17 protein-coding genes are annotated in these 17580 nt (G+C 59.2%); 13 read left to right on the top strand and 4 right to left on the bottom strand.

The window, feature by feature from the left end; translation table 11 throughout:
* The first annotated feature begins 35 nt into the window (after positions 1-35).
* The 7 genes from bamA to ACO07T_RS15990 all read left to right on the top strand — a co-directional run bounded on the left by bamA (position 36) and on the right by ACO07T_RS15990 (position 6910).
* Complete coding sequence (gene bamA / locus ACO07T_RS16020) at positions 36-2381, top strand: outer membrane protein assembly factor BamA (RefSeq protein ID WP_422050218.1); 2346 nt, start codon at positions 36-38, stop codon at positions 2379-2381.
* Between the two features lie 6 nt (positions 2382-2387).
* Complete coding sequence (locus tag ACO07T_RS16015; RefSeq protein ID WP_209063220.1) at positions 2388-2969, top strand: OmpH family outer membrane protein; 582 nt, start codon at positions 2388-2390, stop codon at positions 2967-2969.
* 116 nt (positions 2970-3085) lie between these two features.
* Positions 3086-3550, top strand: a complete 465-nt coding sequence (gene fabZ / locus ACO07T_RS16010; RefSeq protein WP_209079160.1) for a 3-hydroxyacyl-ACP dehydratase FabZ — start codon at positions 3086-3088, stop codon at positions 3548-3550.
* Between the two features lie 5 nt (positions 3551-3555).
* A complete protein-coding gene (gene lpxA, locus ACO07T_RS16005; RefSeq protein WP_422050217.1) occupies positions 3556-4353 on the top strand; it encodes an acyl-ACP--UDP-N-acetylglucosamine O-acyltransferase in 798 nt (265 codons plus the stop codon).
* 24 nt (positions 4354-4377) lie between these two features.
* On the top strand, positions 4378-5178 hold the full coding sequence (locus tag ACO07T_RS16000) for an LpxI family protein (RefSeq protein ID WP_422050216.1): 801 nt from the start codon (positions 4378-4380) through the stop codon (positions 5176-5178).
* Positions 5178-6335 carry a lipid-A-disaccharide synthase gene (lpxB, locus tag ACO07T_RS15995; protein WP_422050215.1) on the top strand — a complete coding sequence of 386 codons (1158 nt, stop codon included), beginning with the start codon at positions 5178-5180 and terminating at the stop codon, positions 6333-6335. The genes ACO07T_RS16000 and lpxB overlap by 1 nt, the downstream gene beginning before the upstream one ends.
* The gene (locus ACO07T_RS15990; protein WP_422050214.1) at positions 6332-6910 is read left to right on the top strand and encodes a hypothetical protein; all 579 of its coding nucleotides are present in this window, start codon (positions 6332-6334) and stop codon (positions 6908-6910) included. The genes lpxB and ACO07T_RS15990 overlap by 4 nt, the downstream gene beginning before the upstream one ends.
* A gap of 42 nt (positions 6911-6952) precedes the next feature.
* Here ACO07T_RS15990 and mnmA read toward each other — a convergent pair whose 3' ends face one another.
* Positions 6953-8098 carry a tRNA 2-thiouridine(34) synthase MnmA gene (gene mnmA, locus ACO07T_RS15985; protein ID WP_422050213.1) on the bottom strand — a complete coding sequence of 382 codons (1146 nt, stop codon included), beginning with the start codon at positions 8096-8098 and terminating at the stop codon, positions 6953-6955.
* A 124-nt stretch (positions 8099-8222) separates the two neighbouring features.
* Here mnmA and ACO07T_RS15980 point away from each other — a divergent pair, with 124 nt between their 5' ends.
* The 5 genes from ACO07T_RS15980 (at position 8223) to ACO07T_RS15960 (ending at position 13988) form a co-directional block, all read left to right on the top strand.
* Complete coding sequence (locus ACO07T_RS15980; RefSeq protein ID WP_209063205.1) at positions 8223-8501, top strand: DUF1153 domain-containing protein; 279 nt, start codon at positions 8223-8225, stop codon at positions 8499-8501.
* Between the two features lie 100 nt (positions 8502-8601).
* A complete protein-coding gene (ctrA, locus tag ACO07T_RS15975; RefSeq protein WP_209063203.1) occupies positions 8602-9318 on the top strand; it encodes a response regulator transcription factor CtrA in 717 nt (238 codons plus the stop codon).
* Between the two features lie 106 nt (positions 9319-9424).
* A complete protein-coding gene (gene ligA / locus ACO07T_RS15970; protein ID WP_422050518.1) occupies positions 9425-11671 on the top strand; it encodes an NAD-dependent DNA ligase LigA in 2247 nt (748 codons plus the stop codon).
* Complete coding sequence (gene recG / locus ACO07T_RS15965) at positions 11668-13758, top strand: ATP-dependent DNA helicase RecG (protein WP_422050212.1); 2091 nt, start codon at positions 11668-11670, stop codon at positions 13756-13758. The genes ligA and recG overlap by 4 nt, the downstream gene beginning before the upstream one ends.
* A 107-nt stretch (positions 13759-13865) precedes the next feature.
* A complete protein-coding gene (locus ACO07T_RS15960) occupies positions 13866-13988 on the top strand; it encodes a hypothetical protein (RefSeq protein ID WP_271308124.1) in 123 nt (40 codons plus the stop codon).
* Positions 13989-14397: 409 nt separating this feature from the next.
* Here ACO07T_RS15960 and ACO07T_RS15955 read toward each other — a convergent pair whose 3' ends face one another.
* A complete protein-coding gene (locus ACO07T_RS15955; protein WP_422050211.1) occupies positions 14398-14850 on the bottom strand; it encodes an iron-sulfur cluster assembly scaffold protein in 453 nt (150 codons plus the stop codon).
* Positions 14851-14917: 67 nt separating this feature from the next.
* Here ACO07T_RS15955 and hisI point away from each other — a divergent pair, with 67 nt between their 5' ends.
* Positions 14918-15280 (top strand): phosphoribosyl-AMP cyclohydrolase, encoded by a 363-nt coding sequence (gene hisI, locus ACO07T_RS15950; RefSeq protein WP_209063195.1) that lies wholly within the window; start codon positions 14918-14920, stop codon positions 15278-15280.
* Positions 15281-15312: 32 nt separating this feature from the next.
* Here hisI and gluQRS read toward each other — a convergent pair whose 3' ends face one another.
* Together gluQRS and trmFO are read right to left on the bottom strand one after the other, a co-directional pair.
* Positions 15313-16173, bottom strand: a complete 861-nt coding sequence (gene gluQRS / locus ACO07T_RS15945; RefSeq protein ID WP_422050210.1) for a tRNA glutamyl-Q(34) synthetase GluQRS — start codon at positions 16171-16173, stop codon at positions 15313-15315.
* 46 nt (positions 16174-16219) lie between these two features.
* On the bottom strand, positions 16220-17575 hold the full coding sequence (gene trmFO / locus ACO07T_RS15940) for a methylenetetrahydrofolate--tRNA-(uracil(54)-C(5))-methyltransferase (FADH(2)-oxidizing) TrmFO (protein ID WP_422050209.1): 1356 nt from the start codon (positions 17573-17575) through the stop codon (positions 16220-16222).
* Positions 17576-17580 lie beyond the last annotated feature (5 nt).

The raw sequence follows: 17580 nt of genomic DNA, 5'->3' as shown, positions 1-17580 counted from the left end.
TCACATGCTATACAGGGATACTTCGGAGTTTGGGAATGACCAAACAAGCATGTGCTTTGGTAACAACCAAAGACCGTGACGAGGCGCAGAGCAGGCGTTTTGTGACAGGAATTTATGGTCTGGCTTTTGCGGCAGCGATGACACTGCCAACGCTTGGCCATGCCCAGAACTACAATTTTGGCTCCATTCGCGTGGATGGGAACCAGCGGATCGAGTCCTCTGCGATTACCAATTATGCGGGATTGCAGACCGGCACGCCGGTGACCGGTGGCCAGTTGAACGCGGCCTATCAAAGAGTGCTGGAAAGCGGCCTGTTTGAGACTGTCGAGCTGGTGCCAAGCGGCAATACGCTGACGATCAAGGTGACCGAATACCCAACCATCAACCGCATCAGCTTTGAAGGCAACCAACGCCTGAAAGACGACGCGCTTGAGGGATTGGTTGAGTCCGAGCCGCGCCGCGTTTTGAACCCGACGGTTGCCGAGCGCGATGCCGCGCGCATTACGCAGGCCTATGCGGAGTCCGGTCGTCTGGCGGCCCGTGTGACCCCGCGGATCATTCGTCGCAGCGAGAACCGCGCTGATCTGGTGTTTGAAGTCTTTGAAGGCGGGATCGTCGAGATCGAGCGCATAGGCTTTGTGGGCAACCAGAACTTCGGTGACAGCCGTCTGCGCCGTGTGCTGGGCACCAAGCAGGCGGGCCTGTTGCGTGCCTTCTTCCAGCAAGACACCTTTGTGAATGACCGCATCGAATTCGATAAGCAGGTTCTGCGCGATTTCTACCTGTCCCGCGGTTATGTGGATTTCCGTACCCTCAGTGTGAATGCCGAGCTTTCCCGCGAACGCGACAGCTATTTTGTCACGTTTAACGTTGAAGAGGGGCAGCAGTTCAAATTTGGCCAGATCACCGCATCAAGCGATATCGAAGGACTGGATCCGCAAGAGTATCTGGAAACCCTGCGTCTGAAGCCGGGGGTGGTTTACACGCCGAGCCTGGTTGAGAACTCGATTGCGCGCATGGAGCGCTTTGCGCTGAAGCAGGGGCAAGATTTCCTCCGCGTGGAGCCGCGCATCACACGCAACGATCGTGATCTGACGCTGGATGTAGATTTTGTCATCACCCGTGGTCCGAAGATCTTTGTTGAGCGTATCGACATTGAGGGCAACACGACCACACTGGATAAGGTGATCCGCCAACAGTTCCGTATTGTGGAGGGTGACCCGTTCAACCCGCGTGAGATCCGGGAGAGTGCGGAGCGTATCCGCGCGTTGGGGTTCTTCTCTTCTGCGGAAGTGAATGCACGTGAGGGCAGCAGCCCAAGCCAGGTGATTGTGGATGTGGACGTCGAAGAGCAGCCAACCGGCTCGCTGTCTTTGGGTGGTACTTTCTCCACGAACGATGGCCTCGGTCTTGCGGTCCGGTTTAGCGAGTCCAACTTCCTTGGACGTGGGCAGAACCTTGGTGTGTCGTTCTCGACCTCCTCTGACATCGTGGATTATGGTCTGTCCTTCCAGGAGCCAGCCTTCCTTGGGCGGGATCTGAGCGCGGGTTTCAATCTCTCCTATCGCGAGTTTGAACCAAGTGACGCGCGTTTCACCAACACGGTTGGTGATTTCACACCGGCCATCGGTTTCCAGCTGGGCGAGTATTCCCGCATGCAGCTGCGCTACTCGCTTGTGAACTCCGATTTGAGTGTCGCTGAGGACCCGTCGCTGGACGGCACGCTAATCAACCAGGAAGCGGCGCGGGGCGACATCTGGAAAAGCGCGTTGGGATATACCTATCGCTATGACACACGTCGGTCTGGTCTTGATCCGACACGCGGTGTGCTGCTTGAGTTCAGCCAGGATTTTGGCGGCATCGGCGGAGACTACACCTATATCGAAACCACCGGCCGTGCCGTTGCGGAGACGCTGGCCTGGAACGAAGAAGTCACATTGCGTGCCACCTTTGAAGGGGGCGCTCTGTATTCGCCTGATGACGACAGCCGTGTTGATGACCGCTTTATCGTAACAGCACGTAACATCCGAGGTTTTGAGCCTTATGGTGTTGGCCCACGTGAACAGGGTGCCGGCTTTGACGACGCTCTGGGCGGCAACTTCTACGCTGTAGCGCGATTTGAAGCGGAATTCCCGCTTGGCCTGCCAGAGGAACTGGGGCTGCGTGGTGGTCTCTTCTACGACGTCGGCTCGCTCTGGGGGCTGGATCAAACCTCCAACAATGTGGTGGGCGAAGACTTTTCGCTGCGCCACGTGATCGGGGCGTCGATCTTCTGGACCACGCCAATTGGTCCGCTGCGCTTTAACTTCACCAAAGCGCTGCAGAAAGAAGACTTTGACCGCGAGCAGACGTTTGACTTCACGATCAGCGCTCAGTTCTGATTTGTGATGCGGCGACTGGCAGCAGGTTTTGCAATTGTGGTGGCGGGGCTTTTTCAAGCGCCCGCCACTTTCGCGCAAGAGGAGGCGCGCGCGCCCCAAGAGGTGCCGACCGCAGCCGTCTTGACCGTGGACAGCGATTTGATGTTCTCCCAATCTCTGTTTGGCCTGCGGGTGACTCAGGAATTGGCAGCGGAAGAGGCGGTGCTTCTGGCGGAGAACCGGCGCATTCAGGCCGAGTTGACGGCAGAAGAACGAGAGCTGACCAATCAGCGCGAGGGGATGGATCCCAAGGCGTTTCGCGCTGTTGCCGATGCCTTTGACGCGCGCGTTGTGCAGATCCGGAATGAACAGGAGCAAAAGTCCCGCAATATCGAGGTGCAGCGGCAGCGGGAAGAAGAGGCCTTCATCCGCGCAGCCAGCCCGATTTTGACGGATCTGATGCGAGAGGCAGGCGCCAGTGTGATCCTGGAGCGGCGGGAGGTGCTGTTGTCCGATCCGGCGATCGATATCACGCCGATGGCGATCAAACGGCTCAACCAAATTCTGGGAGATGGCCTTCCATCCGCGACAGATACGCCTGAAGAATAAAACAGACGCGCCTTTCAGGTATGGCCTAGAGGTTTGGCAAATCGGTCGTATGCTTGCCCCCGGCCTCTGGGATTGCTAGGGCTACTTCAACAAACAAGACGCAGCAGGAGCGCAAGATGTCTCAAGAGCTTAAGAGTGCCGATATTGGCCTGATCCAGCGGATCATTCCGCATCGCTACCCGTTTCTGCTGGTGGATAAGGTGGTTGATATTGACGGCTATGCCTCTGCGACGGGTATCAAGAACGTCACCATGAACGAGCCCCATTTTCAGGGCCATTTTCCGTCCAAGCCGATCATGCCGGGCGTCACCATCGTGGAAGCGATGGCGCAGACCTCTGCGGTGATGGTTGGCGTTTCGCTGGGCATGGAAGACAAAGAGCTGCTGGTCTACTTCATGGGCATCGACAAATGTAAGTTCCGTCGCATGGTGGTGCCGGGAGACGTGCTGGAAATGCGCGTGACCACAACACGCGGCAAGCCGGGCGGCAAGGTCTGGAAGTTTGCGGGCACCGCAACGGTTGACGGAGAAGTGGCCTGTGAAGTTGAATTCACAGCCATGATGGATTTGCCCAAGGAGTGAGCCTCATGGGAATTTCTGACACCGCTCAGATCCACGCGTCTGCGGTCATTGAAGACGGCGCGCGCATCGCGGAGGGCTGTGTTGTCGGCCCGTTTTGCGTGGTGGGCCCAAATGTCGTGCTGCACAAAGGTGTGGTGCTGAAAAGCCATGTGGTGGTGACCGGCAACACAGAGATTGGCGCGGAGACTGAGGTTTTCAGCTTTTCGGTGATTGGCGAAGTGCCGCAGGATCTGAAGTTTGATGGCGAGGCCAGCAAACTCGTCATTGGTGAGCGCAACCGCATCCGTGAGCATGTCACGATGAACAGCGGCACCGAAGGCGGTGGCGGCGTGACCCGCGTGGGCGATGATGGGTTGTTCATGGCTGGCTGCCACATCGCACATGACGCGCAGATCGGTGATCGTGTGATCGTGGTGAATTCAGCCGCTGTGGCAGGCCACTGTATCATCGAAGATGACGTGATCATTGGCGGTCTGTGTGGCATCCATCAATGGGTGCGCATCGGCCGTGGTGCGATCATCGGTGCGGTCACAATGGTGACCAACGATGTGATCCCATACGGTCTTGTACAAGGCCCACGTGGCGAGCTGGACGGGCTAAACCTTGTCGGGCTCAAGCGTCGCGGTGTTGCGCGCGCGGATATCACGGCGCTGCGTGCGGCCTTTCAGATGCTTGCGCAGGGCGAAGGCGCTTTTCTTGAGCGTGCAAGACGTCTGGGGGACGAATCTGACAGCGATTATGTGCAGGAAATTGTGGCCTTTGTGTTGGGCGAAACGGATCGCTCCTTCCTGACACCACGATAAGCCCTAACTTCCGGCGAGGCTGAAATGAGCAAACTGGCGATCCTATGTGGCGGGGGCAATCTGCCGCTTGCGTTGGCGGCTGCCAATCCTGAGGCCTATTGTGTGGTCTTTGAGGGTGTCGAGCACGCCATGACCGGGCAAGTGCACACACACCGGTTTGAGGAAATGGGCGGGCTGTTTGCTGCGCTGCATGACGCTGGCGTGACGCAGTTGGTGATGGCAGGGGGGCTTGGCCGACCCGCGCTTGATCCGACACGGTTTGATGCCGGTATGATGGCGATTGCACCGCGCTTGCTGCCTGCGTTGCAGGGCGGGGACGATGCGATTTTGCGGCTGATCATTGCGGTCTTTGAAGAACAGGGTTTTGAAGTGGTCGGGGCACATAGTCTGCTGCCGGAACTGTGCATCGAAGACGGGCTGGTGGCCGGTGCTGCGCCCTCAACACAGGCGCTGGCCGATGCGGATCGCGCCTATGACATTCTATCGGCGCTTTCACCGCTGGATGTGGGGCAGGGTGCTGTTGTGGCGGCTGGTCTGTGCCTGGGGATTGAGACGTTGCAGGGTACAGACGCTTTGTTGCGCTTTGTCAGCGAAACCCCGCGGCATTTGCGGCGGGGCAAAGGCGTGTTTGTGAAGGCCCCAAAACGCGGGCAGGATCTGCGCGTGGACATGCCCGCCATTGGGCCGGGCACGATTGCCGCAGCGGCGGCAGCCGGTGTGGAAGGTATTGTTGTGGAGGCGGGCAAGGTGATGATCATTGATCGTGCTGAAACCCTCGCAGCGCTAAATGACAACGGGTTGTTTCTAATGGGACGGACGCTCTGATGAAGGTGTTTCTGGTCGCTGGAGAACTGTCGGGCGACCGGTTGGGCGGGGCCTTGATGGAAGGCCTGCGCCAGTTGATGCCCAATGTCGAATTTGCGGGGGTCGGCGGGCCTTTGATGGGCGCGCAGGGGCTTGAGAGCCTGTTTCCCATGGATGAGCTGAGCGTGATGGGCATTGCTGAGGTGCTGCCCAAATACCGCCACCTCGTCAAACGGATGCATCAAACGGCGAAAGCGGTGCTCGACTGGCAGCCGGATGTTCTGATCACGATTGACAGCCCGGATTTCTGCCTGCGTGTGGCACGGGAAGTGAAGGCCGTCAGCACCATCCGTTGTGTGCATTATGTGGCGCCGTCGGTCTGGGCCTGGCGCCCAAAGCGCGCGCAGAAGATGGCGCGGTCCGTGGATCATGTGCTGGCGCTTTTGCCGTTTGAGCCGCCCTATATGGAAGCTGTGGGGCTTCGGTGTGATTTTGTTGGGCATCCGGTTGTCACGGAACCTGTTGCAAACGCTGAAGAGGTTGCCGCTTTTCGGGCGCAGCATGGCATTGATGATGCGCCATTGTTGGTGGCGTTGCCGGGGTCGCGTCGCGGTGAAGTTGGACGGCTCACGCCTGCGTTTGGCGACGTGGTTGCACGGCTAAAGCAGCAAAAGCCGGATTTGCAGGTGGTTGTGCCCGCGGCTGCACCGGTGGCGGATGCGGTGAAAGAGGCGGTGGCCGGATGGCCGCATGCGCCCATCGTGCTTGATCCGAATCTGATGGGGCCAGAGGAAGGGCTTGCGCAGAAACGCGCGGCCTTTGCTGCCGCGGATGTGGCATTGGCGGCCTCAGGGACTGTGTCGCTGGAGCTGGCGGCAAGCGCGACGCCGATGGTTGTGGCCTACGACATGAGCTGGCTGAGCTGGCAAATCATGAGCCGCATGGCGCTGATTGATACGGTGACGCTGGTTAATCTGGTGTCAGAAACACGCACGGTGGAAGAGTTCCTTGGCCCTGCGTTTCAGCCGGAAGACATTGCACCGGCCATTTTGCGCATATTGGACAACCCAGAGGCGCAACAGGCCGCCATGGCGCTGACCATGGAGCGTCTCGGCAAAGGGCATGAAGCGCCGGGGCTGCGTGCCGCGCGTGCCGTGTTGGACGGCCTGGGCGCATGATGGAGACCGTCGCGCTGGCGGTTTCTTCTTGCCTGACCCATCTGGCGACCAATCTCGACAATCTGGTGGTGATGCTAGGGCTGATCCTGACGATGGGGCGGTTTCAGGTGATTGTGGGCTATATGCTGGCGCAGGTGCTTGTGCTCGCAATTGCCTTTCTGGTGGCCGAACGCGCGGATACAGAACTGCCGCTGCCTGTGGGCTATCTGGGGCTGGTGCCAATCGGGCTTGGCCTCTGGGGACTCTGGCAGCATCGCAGCGCGCCCGACGCCGAGGGGCAAGCGCCAGAGGTGAGGGCAAACACTGTGGCGTTGACGGTGCTGTTCCTGAGCCTGTCGTTTGACACTTTTGCGGTGTTCACGCCGCTGCTGGCGGATTCCCGTGCCGTCTATTCAGCTCCGGTTTTGGGAGGCGCACTGATTTCAGCGCTTGTGGTCGCGGCCATCGGTGCCGTCAGCGCAGGTATCGCGCCTGACCGGATCGCCCGGGTGCAAAAGCTCGAACGCTTTGCGCCTTATGTGATGACTGCCGTCGGCCTCTATGTCGTTTTGAACACAGCGACCGACGCGATTTAGAGCGGGCAGGTGGCCTAAGAGTTCACCCAGAATCTTGGCAGCTTAGTAGCCGCGCCAAATCCAGCCGCCGCCAAAGATGCGCGAGCTTTCATTGTCATAAAAGACGCAGGCCTGACCGGGGGACACGCCTTCTTCCGGTGTCAGCAATTCCACCTCTGCGGTGGTCGGGCCGGTTGGGCGAATGATGGCGTCGCGCGGCGGGCGTGTGGAGCGGACCTTGACGGCCACTTGCCATTCCGACCTGGAGTCAAAAGGTTCATCACCAAGCCAGTTGATCTCGCGCACAGGTATTATGCGGGTGGCCAGCATCTCTTTGGGGCCGACGACAACCTGTTTCTTCTCAACGTCCAGTTTCACCACATAAAGCGGCTCGGTAAGCCCGCCGATGCCAAGGCCGCGACGCTGCCCGATGGTGTAGTGAATGACGCCATTGTGGGCGCCGCGCACATTGCCTTCGTGATCCACGATTTCGCCTGCGTCCGCCGCACCGGGGCGCAGTTTCTCAATCACGCTGGCATAGTCGCCATTTGGCACGAAACAGATGTCCTGACTGTCGGGCTTGTCGGCCACCGAGAGGCCGTACTCTGCCGCCAGCGCGCGCGTTGCGTCTTTGTTGGGCAGATGGCCCAGCGGGAAGCGCAGGTAGTCGAGCTGCTCCGGCGTGGTGGAGAACAGGAAGTAGCTCTGGTCGCGACGGGCATCTTCGGCGGAATGCAACTCGGCGCCTTGGGTGCCCATTTTGCGCTGGATGTAGTGGCCCGTGGCCATGCAATCGGCATCCAGATCCTTGGCGGTTTCCAGAAGATCCTTGAATTTCACCCGCTCATTGCAGCGGATACAGGGCACCGGAGTGGCACCTGCGAGGTAGCTGTCGGCAAATTCGTCAATTACCGCGTCTTGGAAGATATTCTCGTAATCCAGGACATAATGCGGGAAGCCTTTTTCCTCGGCGACGCGGCGCGCATCGTGAATATCGATTCCCGCACAGCACGCACCTTTCTTCGCCAAAGCCGCGCCATGGTCATAAAGTTGCAGGGTGACACCCACCACATCGTAGCCTTCGTCCGCCAATTGGGCTGCGACAACGGAGCTATCCACCCCGCCGGACATGGCAACGACCACGCGGGTTTCAGAAGGGGGCTTCGCAAAACCCAATGAATTAAGGGGTGTGTCGCTGTGAAGCGCCATGGTGAGTCTCTCCGGTCAGAAGTCGACGAGAATATAGGAAAATCTTAGATACTCTCAAGGGGCGCTTTAGGGCCTCGTTAAGTCCGCTCGGAGAAAATTTTCCTCACGCGAGGAGATGGACGCAATGTTTTTGAAAAAAGTTGAGGGGCCAAGATGTGTTACCCTGTCAGACGGGCAGGTGATGACGCGGGCCGATTTGCCACCGGCCAACACCAAACGCTGGGTGGCATCACGCAAAGCCGCGGTTGTGCGCGGCGTGGCCTATGGGTTGATCACAAAGCGCGAAGCGCTTGAAACCTATGGATTAAGTGATGATGAGTTCAACGAATGGGTGACCGCTGTGTCGACCCACGGACAGGAGGCTTTGAAAGCGACAGCGGTGCAGAAATTTAGACAGAACTGATTTTGCCTCTTAACCTTCCTAAATTGGTAACGGCTCGTTAACCTTTAACCATTAAGGTTAATGTTAACGCATAAACCCTCCCAGTTGTAAGGAAGTCCAAATGAGAGTGCTGCTGGTCGAAGACGATCCCACCACATCTAAAAGCATTGAGATGATGCTGACCCACGCCAACCTGAATGTCTATGCCACAGATCTTGGCGAAGAGGGCATCGACCTGGCAAAGCTCTATGACTACGACCTGATCCTGCTGGATCTTGGCCTGCCAGACATGACAGGCCACGAAGTGCTGCGTCAGCTGCGCACATCGCGCATCGACACGCCGATCCTGATTCTGTCCGGCGCAGATGACACCGAAAGCAAGCTTAAAGGCTTTGGTTACGGTGCAGATGACTACCTGACCAAACCGTTCCACCGCGAAGAGCTGGTGGCGCGTATTCACGCGATCATCCGCCGCTCCAAAGGCCACTCTCAGTCCGTGATCAAAACCGGCCGCATCTCTGTGAACCTGGACGCCAAAACCGTTGAAGTTGAAGGTAAAACTGTTCACCTGACAGGCAAAGAGTACCAGATGCTGGAGCTTCTGAGCCTGCGCAAGGGCACCACGCTGACCAAAGAGATGTTTCTGAACCATCTTTACGGCGGCATGGACGAGCCGGAACTGAAAATCATCGACGTCTTCATCTGTAAGCTGCGCAAGAAACTCAGCGAAGCAACCGGTGGCGAGAACTATATCGAGACAGTCTGGGGCCGTGGTTATGTGCTACGTGATCCTGAGCCGGTATCGGCGACCGACGATCCGGTGGCAATGCGCGCCTGATAAGCGCCGGGATCTACTGGACCTCGCCGCGTCTCAGCCCTATCACTTGGGAGGGTATGATAGGGAGACGCACGTGGCCAAAGAGATCGCCATTGCAGAATTGACTATGGAGCAGGCGCGCGAGGAACTCGGGCGCCTTTCCGCGTTGCTGGCTCAGGCGAATCGCGACTATCACGGCGCCGATGCGCCAAAGCTTTCGGACGCGGAATATGACCGGCTGAAGCGGCGCAACCAAGAGATTGAGGCGCGTTTCCCAGATCTCAAACGTGCAGACAGCCCATCTGAGCAGGTGGGGGCGGCACCAGCCGAAGGTTTTGGCAAGATCACCCATGCAGTGCCGATGCTGAGCCTTGGCAATGCGTTTGAAGATCAGGATGTTCAGGATTTTGTCGACCGTATCCGCAAGTATCTGGGGCAGGGCACTGGCGCGTTGGCGTTTACGGCAGAACCCAAGATCGACGGATTGAGCCTGTCGTTGCGCTATGAGCAGGGCAAGCTGGTCTACGCGGCGACCCGTGGCGATGGCGCAACGGGGGAAAACGTCACTGAGAATGCCAAGACCATTGCCGATATTCCCCATGAGATCGACGGTGCGCCGGATGTGTTGGAGGTGCGCGGCGAAGTCTATATGAGCCACGCGGATTTCGCGGCCCTAAATGCGCGGATCACGGCAGAGAACGAGAAACGGGCAGAGGCCGGTAAGCGCGCGCTGACCGTGTTTGCCAACCCGCGCAACGCGGCTGCGGGCAGCCTGCGACAGCTGGATGCAAATGTCACCCGCGAGCGCCCGCTGAAGTTCTTTGCCTACGCTTGGGGAGAGCTGTCTGAGCCGTTGGCAGAGACGCAGATGGAGGCGATCAAACGACTTCAGTCCTTTGGGTTCGTGATCAATGATCTGACGGCACTCTGTGCAAATGCCGATGAGATGATCGCGCATTACCACAAGATCGAGGAAGGCCGCGCGGACCTTGGCTATGACATCGACGGCGTGGTTTACAAGGTGGACGAACTGGCGCTGCAGGCGCGGTTGGGCTTTCGCTCCACCACACCGCGTTGGGCGGTGGCGCATAAGTTTCCGGCAGAACTGGCCTGGACCTGGCTTGAGGCCATCGACATTCAGGTGGGCCGCACCGGTGCACTCAGCCCGGTTGCGCGGCTCGCCCCAGTGACGGTGGGCGGCGTGGTGGTCTCCAACGCAACGCTGCACAATGAAGACTACATCGCCGGACGGGACAGCAAAGGTGCTGAGATCCGTGGCGGCAAAGACATCCGCGAAGGCGACTGGGTGCAGGTCTATCGCGCGGGGGATGTGATCCCCAAAGTGGCGGACGTGGACCTGAGCAAGCGCAAAGGTGATGCCGAGCGCTATGCGTTCCCGGAGAGCTGTCCGGTGTGTGGCTCGCCCGCCGTGCGTGAAGAAGGCGACGCGGTGCGCTATTGCACTGGCGGGATGATCTGTGCTGCGCAAGCCATTGAAAAGTTGCGTCATTTCGTGGCTCGTAAAGCCTTTGATATCGAAGGATTGGGTGCGAAACAGATCGAGATGTTCTTTGACGATCCGGATCTGCCCATCCGTGAACCGGCTCAGATTTTCACTTTGGAACGTCGGGATGCGGGCAATCTGAACAAGCTCAAGAACCGCAAAGGCTGGGGCGATCAGAGTGCGGCCAATCTGTTTGCGGCCATCAACGATAAGCGCAAGATCGCTTTCGCGCGGGCGCTGTTCAGTCTTGGCATTCGCCATGTCGGCGAGAGTGCAGCCAAAGATTTGGCGCTGCACTTCATGAGCTGGGATAAGCTTGTGCATGCGGCGGAAGCGGCGCGACCAGCCGCGCTCGCCCATCGGGCGGCGGATCAGGCGGAAGAGGCCGAGCGGATCGCGGCGCAGCGCGAAGGTCGCCGCGCGCGGGTCAAGGAAAGCCGGGACGCAGCGATTTCTGAGTGCAAGGTGCCTGCGGGGGCGCAGGCGGTCTGGGCGGATCTGACCGGGATTGATGGCATTGGGGCCGCTGTGGGGCTGTCGCTCACGGATGCTTTTGCCAACGCCGAAGAACGCGCGGCCATTGACCGGTTGATGGATGAGTTGGACATCATCCCGCCTGAAGCGCCGTCTCAGGAAAGCCCGGTGGCTGGCAAGACTGTGGTGTTTACCGGCTCGCTTGAGAAGATGACTCGCGCAGAAGCCAAGGCGCGTGCGGAAAGTCTTGGGGCGAAAGTGTCCGGGTCTGTTTCCAAGAAAACCGATTTGCTTGTGGCGGGGCCGGGGGCGGGCAGCAAAGCGGCCAAAGCGCAGGAGTTGGGTATTGAAACCATCGACGAAGACGGCTGGCTGGCGATGATCGAGGGCCTATGAGCGGACGGCCGGAAAGCCTGTTTCCGCTTTTCGCGGATCTGACAAAACTGGACGGTGTTGGGCCCAAAACGGCGCAGCATCTGGGGCAGATTGATGTCACCAAACCGCGGGATCTGCTGTTTCTGCTGCCCTATGCGGGGATTGACCGTGCGCAGAAGCTTTCGGTGAATGAGGCGGAGCTGCCCGGTGTGGTCACCGTGCAGGTGCTTGTGGGCACGCATCGCCCGCCGCGCAATCGGGGCGGGGCGTATCGGATCACGGTGCAGGACGCGATGACCTCGTTTCAGATCGTGTTCTTCCATGCGCGCACAGATTATTTGCAGAAAATCCTGCCGGAAGGCGCGCGGCGTGTCGTGTCCGGCAAGGTTGAGCTGTTTGATGGCGTCGCCCAGATGGTGCATCCGGAGTATGTGGTTGCGCCAAATGAAGCCGAAGATATTCCCGCCTTTGAGCCTGTTTATCCGCTGACCCACGGGGTTTCGCAAAAGACGATGGTGAAGGCTGTGCGCTCTGCTTTGTCCAAGGCGCCGGATTTTGCGGAGTGGATTGATCCGTCCCAAAAAGATCAGGCGAGGTGGCCCTCGTGGTCTGAAGCCATGGCGCTGGTGCATCATCCTGAGGCGATGGAGCAGGTGTCCCCCAACCATCCGGCGCGGGAACGGCTGGCCTATGATGAGTTTCTTGCGCATCAGATCACGCTGGCCTTGGCGCGGAGCCAGTTGCAGAAAGCCAAAGGCGTGATTTCGCAGCAAACCACTGTGTTGCAGGCAAAGGTGCGCGCGGCGCTGCCCTACAAGCCCACGGGGGCGCAGGAGCGGGCCATCGAGGCAATTGCGCGCGATATGGCGGAGCCAAGCCGCATGAACCGCTTGCTACAAGGCGATGTCGGCGCGGGCAAAACGCTGGTGGCCTTTGTGGCTTTGCTGATCGCCGTAGAAGCGGGCGGGCAGGGCGTGATGATGGCCCCGACCGAGATTTTGGCACGCCAGCATATGGAGGGTCTGCGGCCTCTGGCGGAAAGCGCGGGCGTGGTGCTGGAGATTCTCACCGGTCGCGACAAAGGCAAAGAGCGCAAAGCCAAGCTTGAGGCGCTGGCGCGGGGAGACATTCACATTTTGGTCGGCACCCATGCGGTGTTCCAGCAGGACGTCCATTTTGAAGATTTGCGGCTGGCCATCATTGACGAGCAACACCGCTTTGGTGTGCGCCAACGGTTGGAGCTTAGCAAAAAGGGTGCCGGTGCCGATGTCTTGGTGATGACGGCCACGCCGATCCCACGCAGTCTGGCGCTTGCGCAATATGGCGACATGGATGTGTCGGTGCTGGATGAAAAGCCGCCCGGACGTCAGCCCATCACCACCGCTCTGATCCCGACCACCCGCATGGATGAGGTTGCGGGCCATCTGCAAAAAGCGGTGGCGGAGGGCAAGCAGGCCTATTGGGTGTGCCCGCTGGTCGAGGAAAGCGAGCGGGTCGATTACACCGCCGCAGATGCGCGGTTTAAAGCGCTCAGGGCCGCGCTCGGTGAAGGTGTTGTCGGGCTTGTGCATGGCCAGATGCTCCCAGAGGAGAAAGACGCGGCGATGGCGGCGTTTCAGGCCGGTGAGACACAGGTTCTGGTGGCAACAACCGTGATTGAGGTGGGCGTGAATGTGCCCAACGCCACGATCATGGTGATCGAGCGCGCGGAAGCGTTTGGTCTTGCGCAGCTCCATCAGCTGCGCGGACGTGTGGGCCGGGGCTCGCAAGCTTCAACCTGTTTGTTGATGTACCAAGCACCGCTGACCGAAAGCGGGGAGAAGCGTCTGAAAGTGCTGCGCGAGAGCGAAGACGGCTTCGTGATTGCCGAAACCGATCTGCAGATGCGCGGAGCTGGCGATCTGATTGGCACCGCGCAGTCCGGTTTGCCGCGCTTTCGGATTGCGGATGTTGAAAGTCAGGCGAGCCTGATGGCGGTGGCGCAAAGTGATGCACGCAAGCTTTTGCATGATGACCCAACCTTGGAAACAGAACGCGGGCAGGCGGCGCGTGTTCTCCTGTGGCTGATGGAGCAAGATCAGGCGATTCGTTTGATTTCAGTGGGTTAGCCGCGAAAGTCTCTTAATGTTCTCTTTTGTTCTCAAAAAGTTCTTTACTCGAATCGCGCCGCATGAGAACAAAGAGGCAACAAAACTTAGGGAGAAGGAGAGGTCCCATGATGCAGCAAATCAAATCGGTCGTGCGCAATTCAGGTGACACACTGTTGCAGGATGCTGTTGGCGGGGTGGCTCTGGTGATCATGCTGGTGCTTGCGCTGCATGTGCCCGGTTTTGTGTGACTTGATCGACTGAATTCTTTCTGTGCCACTGAGACAGTTTCTGTCTCACCTCATTGCCTGCGGCTTTCACGCTGACCATCTGCGCATCTGTCCCCACGTGATGCGTTCTGACTGACACTGCCTGTTCCTAGTCCTCTTGGGGGTCTGCCTCCCCCTTTGTAGATGGCTCAGGTCCCACGTGATAACGCTTGGCCTTACCGCCGCCTTCTCCCCGGAAGTGCGGCGGTTTTTTTATGCTTTAGCGCAAAGCGTTTGGGTGGCAACGCGCGGAAGAGACACTCCGGCACAGCGTCTTCCTCTTGCCCGTAATATCCCGGGGGAGAGGTCGAAGGCCGAGGGGGCTGGCCCCCTTTCATAGGGTGAAGGTTTCGCCAAACACGGTTTGACCTGTTCGACCTGGGACCGAAAATTAAGCGCAGTTGGCCTGTTCCGCGGCCTCAAAAGCTTCTGCTGTGGCCTCAAGGGCGAGCAGAATGGAGGCGTGGCGATTTTTATAGTCACGCGCGGGGCGCAGAACTTCGAGCCCGTCAAAGGGTGCCGGAGGTGTTGGGCCGTCCTGTTTCAACATCTCTTTGAGTGCATCGCGCGCGGCATCAATCTCTGCGCGGCTGCGGCCGATGACATTGGCACCGACGACGGAGGCTGCAGCCTGACCGAGCGCGCAGGCTTTCACATCTTGGCCAAATGCGCTGATCACACCATCAGCGACCGACACATCAACCGTCACAGTGGAGCCGCACAGGGGCGAGCGTTTTTTGACGGTTGCGTCCGGATCAGCAAGCCGGTCGGTGTGCGGAATGGATGCCGCCAATTGCAGGATCTGGCCAGAGTAAAGCTTGATCAGGTCGGTTTCGCCGGACATCGCTGTTTCCTTTGCTGCGTCATTCCTAGATAGAGAGGAAAACACGGGATGCAAAGGGGACGAAGGTATGGAATTTGATCCAAAATCGCTGACCTACAATGAGGCGGGGTTGATCCCGGCGATTGCGCAGGACAGCGAAAGCGGTGAAGTGTTGATGATGGCCTGGATGAACGCTGAGGCGGTGGCCAAGACACTGGAAACCAAGCGGGTGACTTACTGGAGCCGGTCACGCCAGTCGTTCTGGATCAAAGGCGAGACCTCTGGCCATACGCAGGAGCTTGTTGATTTCCGTTATGACTGCGATCAGGACTGCATCCTTGTTCTGATCAAGCAGGTTGGGGCGGCGTGCCATACCAACCGTCGCACATGCTTTTATACCGCTGTGCGGGATGGGCAGACCGTTGAGTTGATGAAGCCGATGGATGAATGAGCTAGCCGCTCATGCCTCCGGCGGGAGTATTTTCAGCAGAATGAAGCCGAGGGCAGCCCAACCATGGCGCGGATGTCTGCGGGGGAAGCACCCTCTTCTCTGAACTTGGCGATGGCGCGGGCATCATCGCGTTTGGCCAGACGTTTGCCCGCTGCGTCGCGGATCAGATCGTGGTGGTGATAGATGGGCGTGGGCAGCTTGAGTATCGCCTGCAGGAGCACGTGGATTGCCGTGGCCTCAAAAAGATCCGCGCCGCGAATGACATGGGTGATATCGGTTGCCGCATCATCCAGCACCACGGAGAGGTGGTAGGAGGCGGCCATATTGCGGCGCGCCAGCACCACATCCCCCACGTGGCTGATCAGCGTTTGGGCGACGAGCTGATGCGTGCCTTTATGCAGCGGGCCTTGTTCTTTAAACGTGACAGGAAGGGCCAAGGTGCAGGCCTTCTCCATATCAAGCCGTGTGCAGGTGGCATCTTGCGGAGTGTGATGGGCGTGACGGCAGGTGCCGGGATAGATGCGCCCGTCCGGGCCGAACTCTGGCACACCTTCCTGTGGCGCGTTGGCGGCGGCTTCAATATCGCGGCGCGTGCAGGTGCATTCATAGGTCAGCCCCATGTCGCGCAATTGGCTCAGCGCCAGCTCGTAGTCGGCAAAGTGATCTGATTGCTTGCGCATGAGACCATCCCAAGTGATCCCAAGCCAGTGCAGATCCTCATAGATCTGCTCTTCCCAAGCCGGGCGGGCGCGGGATTGGTCGAGATCGTCGATGCGGAGCAAAAACTGGCCGCCCTTTGCGCGGGCTGTGTCATGGGCAAGCAGCGCGGAATAGGCATGGCCCAGATGCAAAGGGCCGGTGGGGGATGGCGCAAAGCGCGTGATGAATGTCACGATGGTCTGCCGCTTGTCAGTTTGCGCCACCCTAGGGCGATGGGGTTTAGGCGTCTACCGTTGCCTGCGCATCGAGCCACGCCTGCCAGTCGGCTTTGGCGCGATCGGTGTAGGCTTTGTAGCGGTCCTTGCGGCCGCGGCGGCCACCTTTGAGGCCATCCACCGGCTGGAACAGGCCAAAGTTCACGTTCATCGGCTGGAAGGTTTTGGCCTCCGCGCCGCCGGTGATGTGATGCACCAATGCGCCCATAGCGGTGTTCAGCGGGGCGGTTGGCAGGGGGGCGCCGAGGATTTCAGCGGCTGCAAGACGCCCTGCCAGCAGGCCCATGGCCGCGCTTTCCACATAGCCTTCAACGCCTGTTACCTGCCCGGCAAAGCGGATGTTGGGGCGGGATTTCAGGCGCATCTGATCGTCCAGAAGGGTGGGCGAGTTGATGAAGGTGTTGCGGTGAATGCCGCCAAGGCGCGCAAAGGAGGCGTTCTCCAGACCGGGTATCATTTTGAACACATCGGTCTGCGCGCCATATTTCATCTTGGTCTGGAAGCCGACGATATTATAGAGCGTTCCCAAAGCGTTATCACGGCGAAGTTGAACCACCGCATAGGGCTTGTCATCCGGTTTGTGGATGTTGGTCAGGCCAACCGGTTTCATAGGGCCAAAACGCAGGGTCTCGCGGCCACGTTCGGCCATCACCTCAATCGGCAGGCAGCCGTCGAAATAACCAGCGGTTTCGCCCTCGTGGAATTCGGTTTTATCTGCCGCCAGCAGCGCGTCGATGAAGGCCTCATATTGATCCTTCGTCATCGGGCAGTTGAGGTAGGCTTTGCGCTCTTCTTCGGTCTCGCCTTTGTCGTAGCGCGACTGCAGCCAGGCCACATCCATGTCGATGCTTTCGGCATAGACAATCGGGGCGATGGCATCAAAGAACGCCAGACGGTCCGCACCGGTTTCGGCCTGAATGGCCGCGCCAAGCGCGGTGGAGGTCAGCGGGCCGGTGGCGATGATCCAGTGGCCATCGCTGGGCAGTTCGGTGATCTCGCCATACTCAACCGTGACATTGGGGTGCGCCATCAGCGCCTCTGTCACAGACTCGGCAAATGGATCACGGTCCACCGCCAGTGCGCCACCTGCCGGCAGGCGGTGCTCATCCGCTTTGGACATGATCAAACCGCCCGCCGCGCGCATTTCCCAATGCAGGAGGCCAACAGCGTTTTGCTCATCATCGTCAGAGCGGAAGGAGTTGGAGCAGACCATCTCCGCCAGATGCCCGGTGCGATGGGCAAAGGTTTCCACCTTTGGGCGCATCTCGTGGATCACCACCTGAACACCCATGTTCGCCGCTTGCCACGCAGCCTCGGAGCCGGCCATACCGCCGCCAATGATATGCAATGTCTGTGTCATGGGGG

The sequence above is a fragment of the Shimia sp. genome, assembly GCF_965227725.1.
GTDB lineage: Bacteria > Pseudomonadota > Alphaproteobacteria > Rhodobacterales > Rhodobacteraceae > Shimia.
The sequence above is the reverse complement of the archived record's forward strand: the minus strand, read 5'-3'. Positions and strand labels throughout refer to the sequence as shown.